The 16683-nt window shown below is 42.0% G+C and carries 15 protein-coding genes; 14 read left to right on the plus strand and 1 reads right to left on the minus strand.

Translation table 11 applies throughout. The annotated features are described in order from the left end of the window. The first annotated feature begins 37 nt into the window (after positions 1 to 37). The 4 genes from GPK83_RS12060 (at position 38) to guaA (ending at position 7021) form a co-directional block, all read left to right on the plus strand. Complete coding sequence (locus GPK83_RS12060; protein WP_215704883.1) at positions 38 to 529, plus strand: hypothetical protein; 492 nt, start codon at positions 38 to 40, stop codon at positions 527 to 529. A 280-nt stretch (positions 530 to 809) separates the two neighbouring features. After that, on the plus strand, positions 810 to 3659 hold the full coding sequence (uvrA, locus tag GPK83_RS12065; protein ID WP_117515742.1) for an excinuclease ABC subunit UvrA: 2850 nt from the start codon (positions 810 to 812) through the stop codon (positions 3657 to 3659). A 342-nt stretch (positions 3660 to 4001) separates the two neighbouring features. After that, on the plus strand, positions 4002 to 5150 hold the full coding sequence (gene iadA / locus GPK83_RS12070) for a beta-aspartyl-peptidase (RefSeq protein WP_117470439.1): 1149 nt from the start codon (positions 4002 to 4004) through the stop codon (positions 5148 to 5150). Positions 5151 to 5476: 326 nt separating this feature from the next. Then, positions 5477 to 7021: a glutamine-hydrolyzing GMP synthase gene (gene guaA, locus GPK83_RS12075; RefSeq protein WP_215704884.1), complete on the plus strand. Its 1545-nt coding sequence runs from the start codon at positions 5477 to 5479 to the stop codon at positions 7019 to 7021. A 335-nt stretch (positions 7022 to 7356) separates the two neighbouring features. Here guaA and GPK83_RS12080 read toward each other — a convergent pair whose 3' ends face one another. Continuing rightward, positions 7357 to 7794 carry a helix-turn-helix domain-containing protein gene (locus GPK83_RS12080; RefSeq protein WP_252196339.1) on the minus strand — a complete coding sequence of 146 codons (438 nt, stop codon included), beginning with the start codon at positions 7792 to 7794 and terminating at the stop codon, positions 7357 to 7359. 59 nt (positions 7795 to 7853) lie between these two features. On the opposite strand from GPK83_RS12080, the gene GPK83_RS12085 reads away from it, so the two are divergent. From GPK83_RS12085 to GPK83_RS12115, 10 genes are all read left to right on the plus strand, one after another. Next, a complete protein-coding gene (locus tag GPK83_RS12085) occupies positions 7854 to 8567 on the plus strand; it encodes a hypothetical protein (protein WP_015552545.1) in 714 nt (237 codons plus the stop codon). Continuing rightward, a complete protein-coding gene (locus GPK83_RS16935; protein ID WP_252196340.1) occupies positions 8564 to 8734 on the plus strand; it encodes a hypothetical protein in 171 nt (56 codons plus the stop codon). Before GPK83_RS12085 ends, GPK83_RS16935 begins: the two co-directional genes overlap by 4 nt. A 184-nt stretch (positions 8735 to 8918) precedes the next feature. Beyond that, the gene (locus GPK83_RS17155; RefSeq protein ID WP_015552547.1) at positions 8919 to 9041 is read left to right on the plus strand and encodes a hypothetical protein; all 123 of its coding nucleotides are present in this window, start codon (positions 8919 to 8921) and stop codon (positions 9039 to 9041) included. Continuing rightward, on the plus strand, positions 9038 to 9373 hold the full coding sequence (locus tag GPK83_RS17370) for a histidine phosphatase family protein (RefSeq protein ID WP_337495046.1): 336 nt from the start codon (positions 9038 to 9040) through the stop codon (positions 9371 to 9373). The genes GPK83_RS17155 and GPK83_RS17370 overlap by 4 nt, the downstream gene beginning before the upstream one ends. A gap of 18 nt (positions 9374 to 9391) precedes the next feature. After that, positions 9392 to 9634 (plus strand): hypothetical protein, encoded by a 243-nt coding sequence (locus GPK83_RS17375; protein WP_243121999.1) that lies wholly within the window; start codon positions 9392 to 9394, stop codon positions 9632 to 9634. A 10-nt stretch (positions 9635 to 9644) separates the two neighbouring features. Next, positions 9645 to 12374: an AAA domain-containing protein gene (locus GPK83_RS12095; protein ID WP_215704885.1), complete on the plus strand. Its 2730-nt coding sequence runs from the start codon at positions 9645 to 9647 to the stop codon at positions 12372 to 12374. 17 nt (positions 12375 to 12391) lie between these two features. After that, the gene (locus GPK83_RS12100) at positions 12392 to 13486 is read left to right on the plus strand and encodes a restriction endonuclease (protein WP_015552550.1); all 1095 of its coding nucleotides are present in this window, start codon (positions 12392 to 12394) and stop codon (positions 13484 to 13486) included. A 38-nt stretch (positions 13487 to 13524) separates the two neighbouring features. Beyond that, complete coding sequence (locus GPK83_RS12105) at positions 13525 to 14232, plus strand: helix-turn-helix domain-containing protein (protein ID WP_215704886.1); 708 nt, start codon at positions 13525 to 13527, stop codon at positions 14230 to 14232. Positions 14233 to 14255: 23 nt separating this feature from the next. Then, positions 14256 to 15626: an ATP-binding protein gene (locus GPK83_RS12110; RefSeq protein WP_215704887.1), complete on the plus strand. Its 1371-nt coding sequence runs from the start codon at positions 14256 to 14258 to the stop codon at positions 15624 to 15626. 104 nt (positions 15627 to 15730) lie between these two features. After that, on the plus strand, positions 15731 to 16570 hold the full coding sequence (locus GPK83_RS12115) for a hypothetical protein (RefSeq protein ID WP_215704888.1): 840 nt from the start codon (positions 15731 to 15733) through the stop codon (positions 16568 to 16570). The last annotated feature ends 113 nt before the right edge of the window (positions 16571 to 16683 follow it).

Raw genomic sequence — 16683 nt, forward strand, 5'->3', positions numbered from 1 at the left:
GTGTGCCTATTACATTATCTCATATGATTAGGAGGGAATGAATAGCTATGAAGAAAGCATATTTTTTTATTTATCATCTTTGACAGTTATTTTGTTTAATATATTCTTTATTGGCCTTATTCTGAAAAACGGACATAAAGAATATATCCCTCCGGCAGGAGTCATTACATATGAATATTGGAATGAGCTGGTAAAAAATCCAGAATTAATCGATGAAGTACTGGCAAGTAATGTTGCGAATATTTCAAGCGTATCATGCATTATATTTGTGCTTGAAATTCTATATGCATTGGCTGTTTACGATAGTTTAAGAAGTAGAGACGGACGATGGATACTACTCATAGTTCCTATAGCTTTTATCTCATACAAGATATGTCGACAGCTTTTCATAACGTATATCCCGGTGTACCATATGTTTATGCTGCTTCTACCGACTGAATTTGTATCAATAGTTCTGGAAGTCTTAAATTTATATGCGTATAGAAGATCTCGTAGCAGGGAAATGCTGAAAAACAGTACACACAGATAATGTAGAATTTCATAGAAACCCATAAAGAGAGATCCCGGCGGGCAGCTGCCGGGGTCTTTCGCGTTTTTTGGGGAAAAGACAGATGGATATGCCGATTGAAACGGTCTGCGCAGATGAAAAGTGGTAAAATATGAAACGAACAAATGTTTGCATATAAAATGGAATTGTGGTATACTGACCGTAACACGGGACAGTAACCGGAATCCATGGAAAACGTATAGTCCCGGAACTCTGTGAGAATGATAAAGCAAAAGCAGACATGGCAAAGAGGAGAGACACAATGCCGAAGCAATATATAAAAATACGAGGTGCCAACGAGCACAACTTAAAAAATATTTCCCTGGATATCCCGAGAAATGAGCTGGTGGTCCTGACCGGACTTTCGGGATCGGGAAAATCCTCCCTGGCATTTGATACGATCTACGCGGAGGGACAGAGACGCTATATGGAGTCTCTGTCCTCCTATGCGCGTCAGTTCTTAGGCCAGATGGAAAAACCGGATGTTGAGAGCATCGAGGGACTTTCCCCGGCGATCTCCATCGACCAGAAATCCACGAACCGCAACCCGCGTTCCACTGTGGGAACCGTGACGGAGATCTACGACTATATGCGTCTTCTGTACGCGAGGATCGGTATCCCCCACTGCCCGAAGTGCGGCAGGGAGATCCGGAAACAGACCGTGGACCAGATGGTGGACCAGATCATGACACTGCCGGAGCGGACGAAAATCCAGCTTTTAGCGCCAATGGTCCGTGGAAGAAAAGGACGTCATGAGAAGGTTCTGGAACAGGCGAAACGCAGCGGTTATGTCCGCGTGATGATCGATGGAAATCTCCACGAGCTGTCTGAGGAGATCACGCTGGAGAAGAATATCAAGCACAATATCGAGATCGTTGTGGACCGTCTCGTTGTGAAGCCGGGGATCGAGAAACGTCTGACGGACTCCATCGAGACGGTGATGAAGCTGTCCGACGGTCTGATGATCGTGGACGTGACGGGCGGCGAGCCGATCAACTTCAGCCAGAGCTTTTCCTGCCCGGACTGCGGGATCAGCATCGAGGAGGTGGAGCCGCGAAGCTTCTCCTTCAATAACCCGTTCGGCGCCTGCCCGGACTGTTTCGGTCTGGGATATAAGATGGAATTTGATGAGGATCTGATGATCCCGGATAAGTCCCTGAGTATTAACGAGGGAGCGATCGTCGTCCTTGGCTGGCAGTCCTGCGCGAAGCAGGGAAGCTTTTCGAGGGCGATTCTGGATGCCCTGGCGGCAGAGTATCACTTTGATCTTGATACTCCGTTCAAAGATTATCCGAAGGAAGTCCATGATATCCTGATCTACGGAACCGGCGGAAAGGAAGTAAAGGTCCACTATACGGGACAGCGCGGAACCGGCGTTTACGACGTGGCCTTTGAGGGCCTGATCGAGAACGTGAACCGCCGTTACCGGGAGACGTTCTCCCAGGCCAGCAAGGCAGAGTACGAGAGTTTTATGCGGATCACACCGTGTACCACCTGTCATGGACAGCGCTTAAAGCAGTCTTCTCTGGCAGTGACGGTAGGTGGGCTGAATATTTACGAGGCTACGAATATGTCCATCGTAAAATTCAGGGAGTTTATCGATGATCTGAAGCTATCTGAGATGCAGAAGATGATCGGTGAACAGATTTTAAAGGAAATCCGGGCGAGGATCAGCTTCCTGATCGATGTGGGACTGGATTATCTGTCCTTATCCCGGGCGACGGGTACCCTTTCCGGAGGCGAGGCACAGCGGATCCGTCTGGCGACCCAGATCGGCTCCGGACTTGTGGGGGTTGCCTATATCCTCGATGAGCCGAGTATCGGACTGCACCAGAGAGATAACGATAAGCTGTTGAAAACGCTGGAGCATCTCCGGGATCTCGGAAACAGTGTGATCGTCGTGGAACACGATGAGGATACGATGCGGGCGGCGGACTGTATCGTGGATATCGGTCCGGGGGCCGGGGAACACGGCGGAAATGTGGTCGCTGTGGGAACGGCAGCCCAGATCATGAAGTGTAAGGAATCGATCACCGGTGCGTATTTAAGCGGCCGGATCAAAATTCCGGTGCCGAAGGAGAGAAGAATCCCTACGGGCTGGATCAAAATCCGCGGCGCGAGGGAGAATAACCTGAAAAATATCGATGTGGATGTGCCGCTTGGAATTATGACCTGCGTGACCGGTGTGTCAGGATCGGGAAAGAGCTCCCTGATCAACGAGATCCTCTATAAGGCGCTGGCGAAAAAGCTGAACCGTGCCCGGACGATCCCCGGAGACCACGACGGAATCGACGGCGTGGAACAGCTGGACAAGATCATCGCCATCGATCAGTCCCCGATCGGAAGAACTCCGCGATCGAATCCGGCGACCTACACCGGTGTGTTTGACCTGATCCGTGATCTATTCGCAGCGACCACCGACGCGAAGGCGAAGGGATACTCAAAGGGACGGTTCAGCTTCAATGTAAAGGGCGGCCGATGCGAGGCCTGCAGCGGTGACGGAATCATCAAGATCGAAATGCATTTCCTGCCGGACGTCTATGTGCCCTGCGAGGTCTGCGGCGGAAAGCGGTACAACCGTGAGACCCTGGAAGTGAAGTATAAGGGAAAGAGCATTTACGATGTGCTGAATATGACCGTGGAGGAGGCGTTAAAGTTCTTTGAGAACGTGCCGTCTATCGCGAGAAAGATCGCGACATTGAACGATGTGGGACTTTCCTATATCCGTCTTGGACAGCCCTCGACGGAGCTTTCCGGCGGCGAGGCACAGCGGATCAAGCTCGCCACAGAGCTTTCCAGACGCGGAACCGGAAAAACGATCTATATCCTCGATGAGCCGACGACAGGACTCCATTTCGCGGATGTCCATAAGCTGGTGGAGATCTTAAGAAAGCTTTCCGAAGGTGGAAATACGGTGGTTGTGATCGAGCACAATCTGGATGTGATCAAGACCGCGGATTATATTATCGATATGGGACCGGAAGGCGGAGACCGCGGCGGTACCGTGATCGCGAAGGGAACGCCGGAGGAGATCGTGAAGGTTCCGGAGTCCTATACGGGGCAGTATGTCAAGAGGTATCTTGAGAACGGAGATACCGGTTCAGACGAGTAAAGGTTACTTTTCATGGGTAGGAATTTTCTGAACTGAAAATTCCGTATGATACCGTTATGACCGCGGATTTTGCCGATTCGGAATGCGAAGCATCGGCAAAATCCTGTTACCGTGCGCGGGCATGGAGTGCCCGTGTACGGTAACGAGTAAAAAAATGAAAGTTTCGAATGATCACTTGGAATACTTCCGGCGGTATGCTATACTGAAGTAATAAGAAAAACATAAATGCCCGACAGTAATTTCCATTACAGTTCATCCATGCTCTGGTTTGGCTGACCTGTAACTAATTTTCCGCTGCCGGGCAGTTATGTAAAACAGGGATCACACAGGAGGAATAAGCCCATGCTGTTAGTAAAAAACGCAAAAGTTTACGCACCGGAATATCTCGGAGTGAAGGATATCCTGATCGCCGGAGGAAGGATCGAAAGAATTGCGGATCATCTGCCGGAATATGAGGGATGTGAAGTAATCGACGGAACCGGAAAGATCGTGACTCCGGGTATTATCGACCGCCACGTCCATGTGACCGGAGGCGGTGGAGAGGGAAGCTTCCACACTCAGGCACCGCAGGTCCAGCTATCCAGCCTGATCAAGGGTGGTGTGACAACTGTACTTGGACTTTTGGGAACTGACGGAATCAGCAGAAGTGTGGAGAATCTTTTAGCAAAGGTAAAAGCGTTAAAAGAAGAGGGAATTTCCGCCTATGCGATCTGCGGAGCCTATGGTTATCCGAGTACAACCGTGACCGGAAGTGTCAGCAAGGACATCATGTTTATCGATGAGATCCTTGGAGTGAAGCTTGCGATCTCCGATCACCGTGCGCCGAATATCACGACAGAGGAACTGATCCGTCTGGCCAGTGATGTCCGCACCGCAGGAATGCTGAGTGGAAAACCTGGATTTATCTGCCTTCATATGGGCGGAGACAAGAGAGCATTGAAACCGGTATTTGAGGCATTAGAGCGCACCTCGATTCCGCCGAAAACATTTCAGCCGACTCACGTGGGACGCAACGCGAACCTCTTAGAGGATGCGTTTAAGTTCGCGAAGATGGGCGGAACGATCGACCTCACCTGTGGGGAATCTGAAAGCAAGTTCCACTCTGTTGCAGATGCTGTCAAGAAAGCGAAAAAAGAAGGAGTTCCAATGGAGAAGGTGACCATGAGCTCCGATGGACAGGGAAGCTGGTCTAACTATGATGCAGAAGGAAAACTTGTGGAGATAGGCGTTTCCGATGTGGATACGATCTACCGTCAGATCGTCTACATGGTAAAAGAAGAAAATATGGATTTGGAGGAACTTCTGGCTCTCGGAACTAAGAATCCGGCGATGGCTCTGGAATTATATCCGAAAAAGGGTGCTGTGAAGGAAGAAAGTGATGCGGATATCCTGATCATGAATGAAGATCTCTCTCTTGATACGGTGATCGCTATGGGCGTGCCTATGATGAGAGACGGGAAAATTCTTAAAAAGGGAACGTATGAGAAATAATGTTGCTGCCTGCACGAGGTGTCAATATGCCTGACTATGTACTGTAACAGGATTTTGCCGATGATTCGCATTCCGAATCGGCAAAATCCACTACCACCACTGTATTGTACGGAATTTTCAGTTCAGAAAATTCCTACCCGAGTACAGTAACCTTCATACTTATTAAAGTACAGGTTTTGAGGGAAAGCACTTGCCAAGTTTCTATGAATCCCTTATAATTAGTTCCAAATAGGAAAATTTATATCTGTCCGGCATTCCGGCACAAATCGATGCGGATTGCCGGGCAGTTATCAAGAAGTACATGCACATATTTCAGGAGGCACCCGATGAATCAGGAAAAAATTATTGTTATCGACTTCGGCGGCCAGTACAATCAGCTGGTTGCCCGTCGTGTCCGTGAATGCCATGTATACTGTGAGATCTACTCCTACCGGACTCCGATCGAACAGATCAAGGCAATGAATCCGAAAGGAATCATCTTAACCGGAGGTCCGAACAGCGTTTATGAGGAAGGTGCTGCTACATGCAGCAAGGAGTTGTTTGAGATGGGCGTTCCGGTACTCGGACTCTGCTACGGCGCGCAGCTGATGTCCCACGTTCTCGGCGGACATGTATGCAAAGCACCGGTTCGTGAGTACGGCAAGATCGAAGTGACTGTGGATAAGACAAGCAAGCTTTTCGGAGATGTATCCGAGAAGACGATCTGCTGGATGAGCCACAATGACTACATCGAGAAAGAAGCACCTGGATTCAGAATCGTCGCACATACTCCGGACTGCCCGGTTGCAGCCGCTGAGTGCGAGGAGAAGAAATTATATGCGATCCAGTTCCATCCGGAAGTCCTTCATACTCAGGAAGGTACAAAGATGCTCCATAACTTCATCTATGAAGTCTGTGGATGTGCCGGAACATGGAAGATGGACGCATTTGTCGAAAACAGCATCAAAGCGATCCGCGAGAAAGTTGGAAATGGAAAAGTTCTCTGCGCGTTATCCGGCGGAGTTGACTCTTCTGTTGCAGCCGTTATGCTCGCAAAGGCAGTCGGCGATCAGCTCACCTGTGTATTCGTTGATCACGGTCTTCTCCGTAAGAATGAAGGCGACGAAGTCGAGGAAGTATTTGGACCGAATGGCCCGTACGATCTGCACTTTATCCGCGTAAACGCACAGCAGCGCTTCTACGATAAATTAGCAGGCGTTGAGGAGCCGGAGAGAAAGAGAAAGATCATCGGTGAGGAGTTCATCCGTGTGTTCGAGGAAGAGGCAAAGAAGATCGGTGCCGTTGACTTCCTTGTACAGGGAACGATTTATCCGGACGTTGTAGAGAGTGGTCTCGGCGGAGAATCCGCAGTGATCAAATCCCACCACAATGTCGGAGGACTTCCGGATTATGTTGATTTCAAAGAGATCATTGAGCCACTCCGCGACCTCTTCAAAGACGAGGTTCGTAAGGCCGGTCTGGAACTCGGAATTCCGGAGAAGCTCGTATACCGTCAGCCGTTCCCGGGTCCGGGACTCGGAATCCGTATTATCGGCGCTGTAACACCGGAGAAAGTAAAGATGGTACAGGAAGCTGACGCAATCTACCGCGAAGAGATCGCAAAGGCAGGAATCGACCGCAATATCGGCCAGTACTTCGCAGCACTGACCAATATGCGCTCCGTAGGCGTTATGGGTGATGAGAGAACCTACGACTACGCAATTGCCCTGAGAGCAGTAAACACCATCGACTTTATGACTGCTGAGGCCGCTGAGATTCCGTGGGAAGTTCTCGGAACCGTTGCCAGCCGTATCGTAAACGAAGTACCGCATGTTAACCGCGTACTCTATGACTGCACAGGGAAACCGCCGGCTACGATTGAGTTTGAATAATTTTCAAAAGCTCGCAAAGCCTAGTAAAATGGGCATTTGCGAGCTTGTTTTTTGCCTTGTGGTACTATTTTGGTACTAAAGTGAGCTGTGCAGGAATAGAAAATTGATGGCTTGGAATGCTTGCATTCCACAGACAGCAGATTTCTATTCCTATAGGGCGAACGCCCTACATCGAGATGAATCGAAGTGGAATCGAGATGGTGCACATCGGATGGCATTATGTTTCACGCATGAGGCCATGTTATTTTCTACTCAAAATATTCATTTGGAGAAATCTCTCCGTTATTTAATTTCGTTTTCATTTCACACCATTCCGAAAGGAAATCATTTACCAATCAATATTCAAAAGTTAATGCAACAGGTGCACCTGTACAGTCATAATCATCTTCGTTATAAGTTGGTCTGACTGTTTCAGATGGTTTTGCCGGAGTCATTGCAGTTAAGTGAATCAAATTGCCAGGAGCAGTGTACTCAGGAAATCTTGTACCTTTTCCTCTTGCTGGAAGTGAAGCTGCACTTTCTTCAAGCCAGAAAAGAGTTTCAATGATATCCTCTGCAGCACCAAGGCTGTAATCAGAAATAGCTTTGTAATTGCAGTGCAGTGCATCGGCGAGCTTCAAAATCATATCTTCGCCGGGAATACGTGCACCAGTTTCGTATTGTGATATACGGACTGACATATTTTTTCCTTCAAAGCCAAGTGCACCGCCTAGATCATCCATTGTCATTTTACGGAATACCCGTATTTTCTTTATTCTTTCACCTATTGTCATAGTGTAGTTACCTCCATTTTGTGATCCTGTATGGGCTGTTGAACACCAAGTTATCTGACATGTCAGATAAAGTAGTTGTCACCATTCCAGAAAAAGTTTTATGCAAAGCTATACAGATTAAGGATTGTAGAGCAGAAGCGTTTTGTGGTTGGTGGAGCAAAGTATACAGAGAAAGCTCGAGCCGGAAACGGAATATTGAGAACGAGGAGCAGTATCATGAGTATCAGATATGGCATGTGGGAGTGCAGGAAGAACTGGACGAATTGAAGCAGGAGAAAAGGAATATTAAGAAGCAAATACAGCTTGCTGATGGAATTGTGAAAGAAGATTTGTATACGGCTTATTATGCAGTGTCGGAGAAAGAAGAAATCGTTGCAGACAGGGATGTTGAGATACCGGGGATGGAAGATGAGGCAGTGTCAGAGAAAGATGTGGCTGTTGAGCCGGAGACGAATGTTGTGGTAATAAATCCAGACAATAATCAGAATGAAATAGGCAGACAGAAAGAGCAAGCTGATAGTGCGAGAAAACAACAGACTGATTTAGGGGGAATAGGAATACCAGAGATTCTTAATTTGTCTGATGTGAATATGACAAGAATGGACGAAAGTATAATTAATGTGACAAGTAAAAGTGAATTGGTGAACATGAAGAAAAAGAGCCTGTGGACGAAGTTGGCTGGATTGTCAGGAGAATATCAGAGCTTGGTGGTTTTGAGAATGTCAGTGATTCTGTTAAGGCAGATGTATTCGGATTTGATATTGCTGATGTGAGTGGAAGCATAAGGATGTTTTCAGATGTGATGAAAAGGTTGGGGATAAAACTGGATGGAGATGAACTTTATGAGGAATTTCAGAGGATTTATGATGAAAGTGTTGGTAGAGATGTTGATAAAGGAAAGATGGAAGATAAGATGAGGAATAGGGACAGAGGAAGATGATTCCTCTGCATATCCACGATTCACTTTACGCACCCGAAATATATATTGCAAACCAGGAAACAATCGCAAGAAGTTGCGATTGTTATTGATGATGTAGTGATTCTGTGATATCATATAAAAATATGGTACATGAAAACGGAGGTCAAAATGAAAGTATTGGTAACGAATTGTAGTCCTGTAAGAAATGGAGCAAGCGAAGGAACAGGGCGTATTACAGATTGCGTTGGAAGCGACGGATATGGGACGACCTTTGTATGAAAGACATGGATTTGTGAAAATGGAAGATGAAATGGAGCTGATCAAATGACAAGAGTTTATTTTGTACGTCACGCACAACCGGAGCATGATTGGGAAGAAGACAGAACAAGACCTTTGACGGAAGAAGGGAAGAAAGATTCAGTAGTTGTGTTAGAATTTTTGAGTAACAAGAAAAAAGATGCGTTTTATTGTAGTCCATATAAACGTAGTATGGATACTATTGCAGAGGCAGCAGATTTTTTTACAAAAGAGATTATAACAGATGAGAGATTGAGGGAGCGAGAAAAAGGTCCTGATGGAAACAACTACGGAATGTTTCAGAAACGCTGGGCTGACCATGATTATCATGAAGATGGTGGAGAATCCATTGCTATGGTTTAAAATCGTAATATAGAGGCGTTGAACGAGATTTTAGCAGATAATACAGATAAAGAGAGTGTTATAGGAACCCATGGTACTGCCCTTAGTACGATATTGAATTCTTATGACAATAGTTTCGGGTGCGAAGAATTTCTGCGAATTATAGATTGGATGCCATATATTATCGAACTGGATTTTGAAGGCGATAAGTTGGTTGGCAAACATGAACATTGCTATGTGGAGAAGGAATTCAAGGGCAATCAGCGTGCGGATAAGAAGTAGTGAGGAATAGATGAATACACGATATTATATGGTCATTATCAAGGGTGAAATAAAGACATCCGAAATAATGTCATGTGGTTATAATAGAAATACCCAAAAATGGGATGTAAAATTCAATAATGGAAAAACATACTCGTATGCATATTTGAATGTGGAAAAGTTGACTGATCCGGAGGTTTTGAATCCTAACATGTATCGGATTAGCAGAGAAGGACGAGAGTTCTTTGCTGTTAATGCAATATATGTATTTAGAAGCGGAAGTGAGTCTTATTGGCACATTTGTTTTGGCGATGGTAGTGAAAGAGATTATCGTCGGAACGACTTGCATATTATAGAGTCATGTCTTGCCCATAGTCAGTCATCAAATGTATTTGAATATATAAAGCAAATTGCAGGTTTGAGTAATCTTAAGAATGAAGAGACTGGTGAAAAATTATTGTCTAAGAAGTTTGCCAAGATTTCTTTTGTGGGTAGTGATGTAGCTTTAGCAAAGTATTTGAATCCATCATCATTGCAAGGAAAAAGAACAGGACGCGAATACATTCCAATTTTCCCATTTGGATGCAATAACAGTCAGTATAAGGCTGTAAAAAATGCCATGGAGAATCAGATTAGTGTTATACAGGGACCTCCAGGAACGGGGAAGACACAAACGATATTGAATATTATTGCCAATATATTAATGCAAGGGAAAACGGTACAGATAGTATCCAATAATAATTCGGCAACGGAAAACGTATATGAAAAATTATCTTCTCCAAAATACAATTTGGGTTTTATTGCTGCGACGTTAGGAAGTTCTAAAAATAAGAAATTATTTGTTGAGCATCAGGATGCCGCTTATCCCGATTTTTCGTCGTGGAAAACGGGAGAAGATCAAAGTGTTTTGCAGAAGGAAATAGAAGAGCAATCCAGTCAGTTAAAAAGTGTTTTTGATAAGCAGGAAAAACTGGCGTGTTTAAGGCAGGAACTTTCACAGTTGGTTACTGAACAGGAATATTTCAATCAATATGTTAAAGAATCAGATGTTCATACAGATAGTATTAAGTTCAAGAAAAAACTATCTTCAAAGCAATGGATGGTATTGTGGCAGGAGTGCCAGTTGATTTCAGAAGAGAAAACGGCAATAGGATTTTGGTTTAAGATAAAAGCCTTATTTAAATATAGAGTAACCGATTGGAGCATTTATAAGCAGGATATTTCAAAGATAATTACAACCTTTCAAGCAATGTATTATCGTGCGAAGCAGGCGGAGTTGTCTGGGAAAATTGCAGATATTGAAAAGTATTTAAATAGTGTTAATAAGAATTTGCTTGAGGATTTATGCGATCAGTCAATGGTTGTCCTAAAAGACAAACTGGCAAGGAAATATGAAGGTAACAGTAGTAGGAAAACTTTTAGTGAAGATAATTTGTGGAAGGAACCATACGATGTATTGGCTGAGTATCCGGTTATATTAAGTACAACATTTTCATCAAGAAACAGCCTGAATTCAGATGTGGTGTATGATTACCTTATCATGGATGAGGCATCACAGGTAGATATTGCAACTGGTGCGTTGGCATTGTCCTGTGCAAGGAATGTTGTTATTGTAGGGGATACCAAGCAACTTCCCAATGTTGTTACAGGTGATATAAAAGCCAAAGCAAAAGTTATATTTGACAGCTTTAATGTGAGTGAAGGATATCAGTATACAAACAGTTTTCTGCAATCCATTTTGGATGTTATGCCAAATGTAACACAAACATTGTTGCGGGAACATTATAGGTGTCACCCCAAAATAATCAATTTCTGTAACCAGAAATTCTATCGTGGTGAATTGATTATTATGACAACGGATAAGGGTGAAGAGGATGTTTTATCGGTAGTAAAAACGGTAGTGGGAAATCATGAGCGTAACCATTATAGCCAGCGCCAGATAGATGTTATTAAAAATGAGATTATACCAAAATATGTTTCAAATCCGGAAGAAACCGGAATTATTGCACCGTACAAAAATCAGGTAGAAGCTTTAAGCAAGGAGATTACAGATATTGATGCTGCTACAGTGCATAAGTTCCAGGGCAAGGAGAAAGAGAATATTATTATATCTACCGTGGATGATGAAATATCTGATTTTGCAGATGATCCATATTTAATCAATGTTGCTGTATCAAGAGCCAAAAAGAAATTGATGTTGGTTGTAACTGGAAATGAGCAATCAAAAGAGCGTAATATAACAGATTTGATTGATTATATTCAATATAATAATTTTGAAGTTACTGAAAGCAAGATTTATTCGATTTTTGATTACCTTTACAAGCAGTATACTGAGGAAAGAAGGGCATACTTGCAGAAGCACAAAAAAGTATCAGAATATGATTCGGAAAATCTGATGTATTCATTGATAGAGGACATTATCTCCGCTAACAAGTATTCAAGCTTGGATGTTGTTTGTCATTTTCCGTTGAATATGTTGATTAAGAATCCAGAACTATTAAATGAGCAGGAATGTCAGTATGCAATGAATCCAGCAACACATTTAGATTTTCTGGTTTATAACAGAATTGGTAAAAAGCCTGTGTTGGCGATTGAGGTTGACGGATATGAATACCATAAAGAGGATACTGTTCAGGCTTCAAGAGATTTGTTGAAAAATCATATTATGGAGTTGTATGAAATTCCATTACTGAGATTTATGACTAATGGTAGTGGCGAGAAAGAAAAGATTATAGAGATGCTGGATAAGTCGGTTGGGTAACGAAAGGAAAGCTGCGTATGGAGATTATAAGAAGGGACGAGTTACAGGAACTTTTAGATGTTGTCAGGATGAAACCATATGGCAAAATCTTGATAACAGGTGCGGCAGGAAGTGGTAAAACTTTTTTGTTAAATATAATTGGAAAGATATTAGAGGAACAAGGAAGAAAAATCTGGTATGAAACGATGGTTTTTTCACAGATGGGAAATAAAATATGGAAACATTCATCTGATTTTACAGATGTTGTTTGTTTAGTGGATGGTTTGGACGAAATATATAGATATAAACAACAAATGGTAGAGAACATTAAAAATGCTAGAGGGTGTTATATATGCACTGCTAGAGAAAATAAGTTTGATATAAATTTTGATTATGAAATAAGGTTAAAGCCATTAACAGATAAACAGATATTATTGTTTATTAGTGATTATCTTGGTGCCCGTATCTCGAGTGACAGTATTGTAGAAGGTATTTTTAAAGAACTTGATAAGCAAAATTTAACGCCTAGAACGATAGCTGAAAAGCTTCATACAAAACTAAAGGGCGAGGGGCTTAACGAATATTTTCTTGATTTCGAAAAGGATATACATCAAATATATACATATAAAGGTGGTGTATCTCTACAACATCCAGAGATAGTTGTTCCAGAACGAAAAATTATTAGAGTACCAGACGAAATAAAAAATGATATAAAGGTAGTAACGCATTCGCTTGTGGATAAAGTTGCATTAAGACCAGAAATACTTCAAGAAATTACTCCTAGACAGTTTGAGGAACTGGTTTGTGAATTGTTTGAAAGAAAAGGATATAATGTGCAACTTACGAAACAGACAAGAGATGGTGGTAAGGATTTGATTGTTCTTAATAATTCAGTGTTAGGCGATTTGGTGATTTATGCTGAATGTAAAAAGAAAGCGCCTAGGCATCCTGTGAATGTTGGACTTGTTAGACAACTATATGGAACTGTTGAAGCGGACAGGGTTACAGCAGGAATAATGGTAACTAACTCATATTTCTCAAAGGATGCTCGTAGATTTCAACAGACGATAAAAAGTAGAATGAATTTAATAGACTATTCAGAGTTAATGAAACAGATAATGGATTGCAGATAGGAAATTGATAATTATTGAAGGTGAATGGAGACATTGTTATGGCAGTATCATACAATAAATTATGGAAATTATTAATAGATAAAAAAATGAGTAAATCGGATTTGCGTAAAAAGGCAGAAATTGCCCCTAACACAATGACAAAGCTTCGACGTGATGAAGAGGTAAGCCTTACAATTCTTAGTAAAATTTGTAAAACTTTACATGCAGACTTTGGGGATATTGTGGAGTATGTGCCGGATGCAGAAATATGGGATTTGTATAATGAGAACCGAGAGCTTCTGGGAAAAGACCATATCAGAGGAGAACAGTTACCGATAGACGGCTACCATTTGGTGGTGCATGTCTGGATTCGTAATTCCAAGGGCGAGTACCTTATCTCGCAGCGTTCTGCAAACAGACCAACACATCCTTTGATGTGGGAATGTGTGGATGGTTCTGTAGTAAAAGGAGAGGACAGTCTGCAAGGAGCGCTTAGAGAAGCCAAAGAAGAGGTTGGAATAGATTTATTGCCAGAAAAAGGTCAAGTTGTTTTGTCAGACATTAAGAAAATCGAGTTTGGAAAAGTGGCTAATAAAATTGTTGATGTTTGGCTGTTTGATTACGATGGAGAGGTTGATTTAGGCAATGCCACAACAGATGAAGTGGCGCAGGTTGCATGGATGAATCGGGAGCAAATTAAGGAATTGTTTGAGCATAATATGTTTGTGGATACATTGGAATACTTCTTTACGGAAGTGGACAAGTAGTAATTTGGAAAGCTGGTGGATATATGAAGGAAAAAGAACATCAATCCATAGAGTGGAAGGAATCATGGCAGGATGAGTATTTAAAATGGATTTGTGGATATGCCAATGCCTACGGTGGAACAATATACATAGGTACGGATGACAATGGTAATGTTGTAGGTATTGATAATGCAAGAGATTTATTAGAGCGAATTCCTAATAAAATTACGGACACAATGGGAATCATTGCAGATGTGAATTTGTTATATAAAGGCGAACTTGAGTATTTGCAGATAATTGTTGATAAATATCCATCTTTAATAAGTTTTCGTGGAAAATATTATTATCGTTCCGGAAGTACCATGCGTGAGATTACTGGAAAGGAATTGGAAAGAGCTTTGTTAAAAACGCAGGGAAGAACATGGGATGGTGTGCCTCTACCAAAACTGACAGTATCTGATTTAAAGCAGGATGCAATACAGCTATTCAAAGATAAGGCAGTGAAAAGAGGAAGGCTTACGAATGAAGAAGTCAGTGTGGAAGATACTATCTTGATGGATAACCTGCACCTAATTGATGAAGATGGATATTTGATAAGAGCAGCAATGCTTGCGTTTTATAAGGATCCAGAGAAGTGGGTAACAGGTTCTTATATCAAAATCGGTTATTTTGGAAAATCGGATTCGGATTTGGTGTATCAGGATGAGGTGCACGGGCCTTTGATAGAGCAGGTAGATAAGACTGTAGATTTGGTATACACGAAATATATGAAGGCATTGATTGATTATGAGGGTGTCCAGAGAATTGAGCAATTTATGTTCCACAAGGACGCATTCCGTGAGATTTTGTTGAATGCCATTGTTCATAAGGATTACAGCGGTTGCAATCCAATTCAGATTAGCGTTTACGAGGACAAGATATATATTTGGAATGATGGAGAGATGCCTCCAAATCTGGATTCTACTGACAAGTTGTTTATGAAGCATTCATCAAAGCCTTATAATCCGAAATTGGCTAATATCTTTTTCAAAAGCGGTATGATTGAAGCTTGGGGAAGAGGATTTGAGAAGATTAGGGAAGCCTGTGCGTTGTATGATGGACCATTGCCGGAATACGAGATTAATGAGGCTGGAATTATGGTTCTTTGCAAGGCTTGTGATAGGTATTTGAGGTTATTGAGAGATGATGGTCAGCATCCTGACCATCATCCTAACCAAAATGGTCAGGATGTGAATAAGCTGATTATCGATTTTTGTAAAGACCCGAAGTCGGTCCAAGAAATAATGGATGAATTTGATTTTGATAGCAGGACAAGCTTTAGAAGAAAGTATTTAACTCCTATGCTGAAAAATAGTGTGTTAAAGATGACTATACCGGAAAAGCCATCAAGTAAAAATCAGAAATACTTTTCGTAAGAAAATAAGCTAACCACATCTTAACCAATGTGGTTAGGTTAATACATATTCTTATAGATAGTATCATCGGAAAAGTGCAATAAAATTTATGGGAGGAATAAAAAGTGAAAAAGAAAATCTTAATACTTGTAAGCATATTAGTGGTGTTTCTAGCTATACCTCCATTTGTAAATTATTGGGTGTCGACGCCTTCACCTATAGGATTTATACCAATAGAAAAGCAGGAAGTTTGGATTAGTTTCTATGCCTCATTAATAGGTAGTGGAATAACATTGCTAGGAGTTGCTTTGACTATTTGTTATACCGATTTTACTAGGAAAGAAGATTTTAGAAAGCATGAACAGGAATTAAAAGAGGAATATGAAAAAAGAAATAACGATACGAAAATTAATCTCTCTGCACAGTATAAGCCTATTTTGACAGTTACATTTGATTCGAATTATATAGATGATATTAAATTTGGGATGTCAAAACGTCCAAAGTTTTATATAGAAAATACATTATCGTTGAATGGTAAGATGGAAATTCAATTTAATAAAAAAAGAATTAGTATTAGTTTGTATGTCTTGAATATAGGGAGAGGAGAAGCTAATAATATAAAAATTAGTTCTTTGATTTTGGATTCCAAAGGAAGTACATGGGATACTGAATTAAGGACATATAAGGAAATTGCTACTTCTAGTGGAATATGTTTAATGTTTTACAAGGAACTATCAGAGCGTGAATGGAAGGAATACAGTAATAAAATGCTAGAAGAACCTTTTAAAATGTGTATAGACATTGAATATGATGATCTTGTTGGCTTTCATCATAAGTTGAATAGTTTATTGATGGTAAAACGATTTGTACATATAAGAGATGAGGATAATAATGTTATTGAAAATGTTTTAGTTATAAATCCGTATGATTCCACGATTCAAAATATGACAAGTATTGACAGTTAGTATTATGGTGATTGTTAAGTATATGACGGAAAATGAATATTACGGGTACTTTTACACCACTTGTCCGGATTGAGGAAACCATTGTTCCGGATTGATGGAAACCGCTCTTCCGG

Source organism: Clostridium sp. MCC328 (assembly GCF_018785465.1).
In the GTDB taxonomy this organism is placed as follows: Bacteria; Bacillota; Clostridia; order Lachnospirales; family Lachnospiraceae; genus Pilosibacter; species Pilosibacter fragilis.